Origin of the sequence: Enterobacter sp. Ag1, assembly GCA_000277545.1 — a bacterium.
Taxonomy (GTDB): Bacteria; Pseudomonadota; Gammaproteobacteria; order Enterobacterales; family Enterobacteriaceae; genus Cedecea.
In genome coordinates, this window is sequence record AKXM01000016.1 from 278,700 (window position 1) to 284,927 (window position 6,228).

General features: G+C 48.4%; 13 protein-coding genes. All 13 read left to right on the forward strand.

Going from position 1 to position 6,228, the window contains the following annotated elements; genetic code table 11:
- Window positions 1-154 precede the first annotated feature (154 nt).
- The 13 genes from A936_RS09115 to A936_RS09170 all read left to right on the forward strand — a co-directional run bounded on the left by A936_RS09115 (window position 155) and on the right by A936_RS09170 (window position 6,053).
- On the forward strand, window positions 155-481 hold the full coding sequence (locus tag A936_RS09115; protein ID WP_008456859.1) for an antitermination protein N: 327 nt from the start codon (window positions 155-157) through the stop codon (window positions 479-481).
- Window positions 482-932: 451 nt separating this feature from the next.
- On the forward strand, window positions 933-1,160 hold the full coding sequence (locus A936_RS09120) for a hypothetical protein (protein WP_008456861.1): 228 nt from the start codon (window positions 933-935) through the stop codon (window positions 1,158-1,160).
- A 246-nt stretch (window positions 1,161-1,406) separates the two neighbouring features.
- Window positions 1,407-1,547 (forward strand): protease FtsH-inhibitory lysogeny factor CIII, encoded by a 141-nt coding sequence (locus A936_RS23290; RefSeq protein WP_008456862.1) that lies wholly within the window; start codon window positions 1,407-1,409, stop codon window positions 1,545-1,547.
- 2 nt (window positions 1,548-1,549) lie between these two features.
- Complete coding sequence (locus A936_RS09125) at window positions 1,550-1,738, forward strand: DUF5444 family protein (protein WP_008456863.1); 189 nt, start codon at window positions 1,550-1,552, stop codon at window positions 1,736-1,738.
- Window positions 1,728-1,871 carry a phage-type recombination accessory function protein gene (locus tag A936_RS23600; RefSeq protein WP_008456864.1) on the forward strand — a complete coding sequence of 48 codons (144 nt, stop codon included), beginning with the start codon at window positions 1,728-1,730 and terminating at the stop codon, window positions 1,869-1,871. The genes A936_RS09125 and A936_RS23600 overlap by 11 nt, the downstream gene beginning before the upstream one ends.
- Window positions 1,868-2,482, forward strand: a complete 615-nt coding sequence (locus A936_RS09135; protein ID WP_008456865.1) for an ERF family protein — start codon at window positions 1,868-1,870, stop codon at window positions 2,480-2,482. Before A936_RS23600 ends, A936_RS09135 begins: the two co-directional genes overlap by 4 nt.
- A complete protein-coding gene (locus A936_RS09140; RefSeq protein ID WP_008456866.1) occupies window positions 2,482-2,670 on the forward strand; it encodes a hypothetical protein in 189 nt (62 codons plus the stop codon). The genes A936_RS09135 and A936_RS09140 overlap by 1 nt, the downstream gene beginning before the upstream one ends.
- Window positions 2,671-2,685: 15 nt before the next feature.
- Window positions 2,686-2,991 carry an anti-RecBCD protein 2 gene (locus A936_RS23465; protein ID WP_008456868.1) on the forward strand — a complete coding sequence of 102 codons (306 nt, stop codon included), beginning with the start codon at window positions 2,686-2,688 and terminating at the stop codon, window positions 2,989-2,991.
- Window positions 2,992-3,001: 10 nt separating this feature from the next.
- Window positions 3,002-3,187, forward strand: a complete 186-nt coding sequence (locus A936_RS09150) for a DUF2737 family protein (protein ID WP_008456872.1) — start codon at window positions 3,002-3,004, stop codon at window positions 3,185-3,187.
- Complete coding sequence (locus A936_RS09155) at window positions 3,184-4,191, forward strand: phosphoadenosine phosphosulfate reductase domain-containing protein (protein WP_008456874.1); 1,008 nt, start codon at window positions 3,184-3,186, stop codon at window positions 4,189-4,191. Before A936_RS09150 ends, A936_RS09155 begins: the two co-directional genes overlap by 4 nt.
- A gap of 14 nt (window positions 4,192-4,205) precedes the next feature.
- Window positions 4,206-4,583, forward strand: a complete 378-nt coding sequence (locus A936_RS09160) for a hypothetical protein (protein ID WP_008456875.1) — start codon at window positions 4,206-4,208, stop codon at window positions 4,581-4,583.
- Window positions 4,584-4,684: 101 nt separating this feature from the next.
- Window positions 4,685-4,921 (forward strand): excisionase, encoded by a 237-nt coding sequence (locus tag A936_RS09165; RefSeq protein ID WP_008456877.1) that lies wholly within the window; start codon window positions 4,685-4,687, stop codon window positions 4,919-4,921.
- Window positions 4,911-6,053, forward strand: coding sequence for a phage integrase Arm DNA-binding domain-containing protein (locus A936_RS09170; RefSeq protein WP_008456879.1), 1,143 nt, complete (start codon window positions 4,911-4,913; stop codon window positions 6,051-6,053). The genes A936_RS09165 and A936_RS09170 overlap by 11 nt, the downstream gene beginning before the upstream one ends.
- The last annotated feature ends 175 nt before the right edge of the window (window positions 6,054-6,228 follow it).

A 6,228-nucleotide genomic window follows, 5' to 3' on the forward strand; every position in this document is an offset into this window, starting at 1 on the left:
CGGTGAATGCTCATTAACAGTTAGCCCTGAAGAAGGGCAAATACACCGAAACAGTTTGTTTTGGGGTGTGGCTGGCAGTTGGATATTTGAGGCCATGTCGCCAGCGAAAGTCCTGGATGGACCGCACCACCAAAACACACTGACAGGAGGATGTATGGACTCACAAGCACGTCGCCGCGAACGCCGCGGAGCTAAGCAGGCTGAATGGAAAGCTGCTAATCCCCTGTTGGTGGGAGTAAGCGCTAAACCGGGGCGTCAGGTGCTGACGCTGAACAGGACGCCAATGCCACGCCCGGAGAAGGCCACTCAGGAAATCAACAAGTACGGGGTTCAGATTATCAATGCAGCAAAGAGGTTTTCATTTGAGCAAGGGAAAGCTGCTTCAAAACTAATTCAAAGGCATCAAAAGGTACTTAACGAAGCCAACCGCCAGATACACGCAGTTCAGAAGCAGCGTGGTAAATCGATACCCCTGATTTAGGGGCATAGGAAATCATTTATTCGGGCCATGAGGAGCGAGAGTGAACGCTAGATTATAGAGATTGCCATCAGGCGCTTTAAATTCGACTTCAAAGTAAATTTTGGGGTTGAATGGATCGGGCACGCTTTTGGCTATGCACGTCGACCGCCATGCTATGTGTCCATTCTTTCCTTCTCCAAGAGAGCGGGACTTCCACCAGTCGTACCATGACTGATCATTTGGCTGATCACTACCCTTTTCCCTCACGAACCAATGATTTCTCTTTGAGCGATTACTCATATCTGAGTTTGGGTACATAGGGGAAGGAAGCTTTTTATCAATCAACATAAGTCCTCTTCGGTAATTACCGTTTCGATATTTACATTCTGCGTCATAACAATGGTTAATCAAGTTTTTCATAAGGTCGCTTAGGCGGCCTTTTTTATTACATACGGTTTAACAGAGGTGAGAGATGTCAAAGCAGATTGCAGAGGCAAAAATCCTTGATGCCAACGGTACGTATTTCATTAACGGGAGCATCATCCCGTTTTACCTGAATGAAGATGGTGATACGTACCTGGTGGAAGAATATGAAAAAGGTGAGCCATGTGAGCACCTGATTAAGGACTTGTTCGCGGATAGCGTGATGGTTGCGGTAAACCCAGTCGGCTACGAAAACATTGGCTCGGCGCACAACTAAATAGAGGGTGAGGACATTCCGCATCAGCTTTCATTGAGAGCTGATTCTGATGAATTCTCAGACTCTACGGTGACCGGAGCCATCATCCGGCAGAACTGAATCGGGGGATGTATGTGAAAAGTAACGCTGGCGAGCGCATACGTACCCTCGTTGTCATTGTTTGCCGTCCTATGGGGCGGCTTTTTTATTCGCGTTTATCAATGAGCGCAGTCGCTGATTAATGAACACAAACAACAGGAGTTACCCATGATGAAATTTGCCATCGCGGGTGGTTTCGCCGTGGGCGTTTACCACCAAAACGAAAGCCAGCTCGAAAGACTGACCCGCCAACTCCGCAATATCGGGAAGTGGTTTAAAGATACCCTCAACCAGCGCGGAGAGCCGTAATCATGACAATCGTAACTGTTAACGGAACCATTCTGGTTCAGCAAGGTAATCGCGAGTTCAAGAAGCTTTATGAAGATAGCTTCCCCAACACAAAAGATGGATGGAAGGACGCCGCATGGTGGGCGTGGGAAATAGCGATGGGCTGGCACAAATCACAGAACGATGACTGGGAAAAACTGCATGCCGCATGATCAGGAAGACAAAGACTTTATCGCCCTGCTATCAGGCGAGCTTCAGGAGTCTATCGAGCAGCAAATCAACCTCGCCGCCGAGCGCGGTAACGAGCAAATCAGTTGGGATGAGTTTGGGGGTAATTACCAATGAGCGTATACAAGGCAATTAGCGCCGTAGCAAAGGAAATGGCAGAGCAAGGCATCAGCAAAGACCGGCGCAATGCACAGCAGGGGTTTAACTTTCGCGGCATCGATCAGGTCTATAACGCACTGGCCCCCGCATTAGTCCGCCACGGGCTTCTGATTCTCCCGCGCATCACTGAGAGAACAGTTACCGAACGCACCACGCAGAAAGGCGGCGTTTTGTTCTATGTGGTGGTTAAGGCTGAGTTTGATTTTGTTGGCGTGGAAGATGGCAGCGTTCATACCGTAATAACTTACGGTGAGGCCATGGATAGCGGAGACAAGGCAACAAACAAGGCCATGTCTATCGCCTACAAATATGCTGCCTTGCAGGCTTTCTGCATTCCAACGGAAGAAACGGCAATTGATGCTGATGCCGAGGTTCATCACATCAAACCAGCTGACGCGGACCAGATTCTTGCAGAATTCACAAACTATACCGGCACTGAAAACGACAGCAAAAAGCTTCAGGAGCGCTATGCGGCAACGTGGAGCCAGTTGAATGGGTTCCCTGAACAGCAGGCTAAGTGCAAAGACGTTACCGGCATTCGCCTGAAAGAGCTGAAGCAGGCCGCGTGATGAGCACCATCAAGCGCCGCGGCAATCAGATATCACTCGGTCGGCACTGGACGAATAAGGAAATAAATCAGACCAGGGATATGGCCGGCAAGGTCCACTCAAAGCACATCGCCAGAATACTCGACCGCTCTTACGAATCGCTTCGGCAGATGGCTAAGCGCCAGCACATCAGCTTACGCCTGCAATAACCAAAGGACACGAACATGCCATCACCTCAACCCGGGGCGGATAACCCTCGCCTGTGCACTGCCAAAACCAAAGAAGAGGTGATGGCTAACTTCGCCAGATATTGGGGCATGTCACAAGCAGGAGAAATTGAGCCAGAGACGAAACAGCAGCGCATGGAGCGGCAGGCTAATGCTCTAGCGGATGCGTTGCGGCACAGAGACAACTTCAAAACATCGTTCTATCCGGAATGGGAAACCATCGGCCCTCACCTTCCATATGAATACACCGACGACCGCTCTCGCGTCCGCTTTGGTCGCTATGGCGCTCGCATTAGCGACTAAGGAACACATCATGTTCAACCATCAATACAACCCGGATATGACTCCGGGTGACGCATCAGCTCTCCCTAAATGTTGCAAAGCACCCATGCCAACCAAAGCAGAGCTGTTGGCTCGATGCAGCTTTCCAGGCGTGAATCAGAACAAATATCTGAACAGGATGATCAGGAGCGAGAAATGCAAGGAGCAAGGCAAATGAGCATTGACCATCGCTGTATTGCAGAAAAAACCATAAATATCGTTTCTGTTTCTGGTGGGAAAGACAGTCTTGCTCAGTGGTTGCTGGCGACTGAGAACAATATCCCGCACGTAACAGTTTTTGCCGATACAGGGCATGAGCACCCCCAGACAATGGAGTATCTGGATTATCTGGAGGCAAAACTTGGAAAAATTACGCGTGTTAAGGCTGACTTCTCTCGCCAGATTGAGGGCAAGCGTAAGTTTATTGCTGAGAGGTGGCCGGTTTCACTCGTCGAGGAGTGCGGTATGTCTCAGGACGAGGCATCAGAGCGTATCGCTCAGGCACTGGATATTCTTCGCCCTACAGGAATTCCGTTCCTAGACCTTTGTATGTGGAAAGGCCGATTCCCAAGCACTAAAGCCCGGTTCTGTACGTTTGACCTTAAACATGAGCCAGTGCGGGTTCAGGTTGTATTACCAGCTCTGGAAGAATACGACGAGGTTATCAGTTGGCAAGGCGTACGCGCTCAGGAATCACCCGCCCGTGCCGGGTTGCCCGTATGGGAAGAGGATGCTGATAACACACCTGGCCTTCACGTCTACCGGCCAATACTGAACTGGTTGCATGAGGATGTGTTTGCCCTGGCTAAGCGCCACGGTATCAAGCCGAATCCACTCTATGAGAAAGGATGTAGCCGTGTTGGGTGCATGCCTTGCATTCATGCCCGTAAGTCAGAACTGGCCGAAATATTCCAGCGTTGGCCAGAAGAAATTCAGCGTGTTGCTAAATGGGAAAGACTGGTCGCGGCTTGCTCACGCCGTGGTAACTCTACTTTCTTCCCTTCGACACACGATCCGCGTCGGGCTGAGAAACGAATAGACGTCATCACCGTTGATAAATACGGCATTGAGTCATACCGGGACTGGGCAATGACAACGCGAGGAGGCGCACAGTTCGATTTGCTGGCAGAAGCCAATGACAAATCAGTTTGTAGCAGCGTTTACGCCGGTGTTTGTGAGTAGGGAGAAGTAATTCAATGATTAAAGAAAAAAACGCTGTCGATGCATATTTCGCCACCATCCACATGGCAGGAGATATCAATCACGCCAGGCAGATATGCCGAAAATTCGTTATGTCCGGTAACTGCGTCCAGTTAACGCCATGCGAATTTATATACACGGGCGGGATGGAGGTCGGTTTCACAGTGCGTTTGATGAATTATGCTCGCTTCCCTCGCGAGCTGGATGAAATTGATTCTGACGCTTTACAGCTCGCTTGTCAGCTTTGTCGCGAGCTCTGTCAGCTGAGCTTCACCATCGAGACGCCACACACCTCGACTTATTACACAGATGATAATTTTAAGTCGGAGGCTAGCCAGTTATCTGTGAATCCTGAGCGAGCGGTAAAAAAGTAAATAGGTGTGATGTCTGCCGCGAGGGTGCTCGCGGTGGGTGTGGCACCTGCGCATTTAAAGATTTTTGAACGCCGGGTGCAGCCGGTTAAAAGGGGTTACCTATGTCTCGTATGATGAACTTAATTGACTGGGCCAAAGAGGAATTTGGAGAGCAGGCGCCAAGTGAAAGGATTTTAAAGAAATACGCTAAAGGAAAAATGATTGCGCCACCAGCTGTTAAGGTTGGTCGTAAGTGGATGGTCGATCGCGAGGCACGATACGTTGGCATTATCGCCGCTCCTGCCCTCCCGGTTAATTCTAACCCCAGACTAAAGCGGATAATTTCTGATGGCTGCTAGACCACGTTCGCATAAAATCTCTATACCTAATCTTTATTGCAAACTGGACAAGAGAACAGGCAAGATTTATTGGCAATATAAACACCCTATTTCTGGCCGATTTCATAGCCTTGGGACTGATGAAACAGAAGCAAAGCAGGTAGCTAACGAGGCAAACACAATCATTGCTGAGCAGAGGACCAGACAGATTCTCAGCGTAAATGGTCGCCTTGCCCGGATGAAAGGAAAAAGAACAGATATAACTGTTACTGAATGGATTGATAAATACATAACAATCCAGGAAGAACGGCTAAATAATAATGAGCTACGTCTAAACTCTTTTAAACAAAAAAACAAACCACTTAGACTCTTCAGAGAGCATTTTGGTATGCGCCATATCAAAGATATTGAGACTATTGATATCGCTGAAATTACCGATGCTATTAAAAGTGAAGGGCATGGCCGTATGGCTCAGATAGTTCGTCTAGTTTTGGTTGATGTATTTAAAGAAGCTCAGCATGCAGGGCATGTTCCCCCAGGATACAACCCTGCGATGGCAACAAAACAGCCCCGGCATAAGGTTAAGCGTCAAAGACTCTCTTTTGAAGAATGGAATGCAATTTATCTGGCAGCGGAAAATCAACAACCTTATTTACAATGCGGTATGCTTTTGGCACTTGTTACCGGCCAGAGGCTTGGTGATATTTGCAATATGAAATTCTCAGATATATGGGACGACATGCTTCATATTGAGCAAGAAAAGACAGGCTCGAAAGTAGCTATCCCTCTCAACCTGAAATGCGAAGAATTAGGATTAACGCTACGCGATGTGGTTGCAAAATGCAGAGACGCAGTTATCAGCAAGTATCTTGTTCACTTCCGCCACTCAACTTCTCAATCTACCAGGGGAGATCGCGTGTCCTCCAGCAGCCTTACCACAACGTTCAAAAAAGCCAGAAACAAATGCGGCGTTGAATGGGAGGAAGGAACGGCACCAACCTTCCACGAGCAGCGTTCTTTATCGGAGAGAATGTATAGAGAGCAAGGGATAGATACAAAAAAATTACTTGGTCACCGGTCTTCAAAGATGACTGACAAATATAACGACGATCGAGGCAAAGACTGGGTAGTCATCGACTCTAAAACTGGGTAAATGAGGTGGAGTTTTGGGGAAGAATTTTGGGGAAAGTTTTGGGGAAGATTTTAAGGAAGCAATAAAAAACGGGAACCCTGAGGTTCCCGTTGTCACATCACCAGCGGCGCTGATTACATGTGTTTAATGATAGCGTCGCCAAACTCTGAACATTTCAGCAGCTTAGCGCCATCCA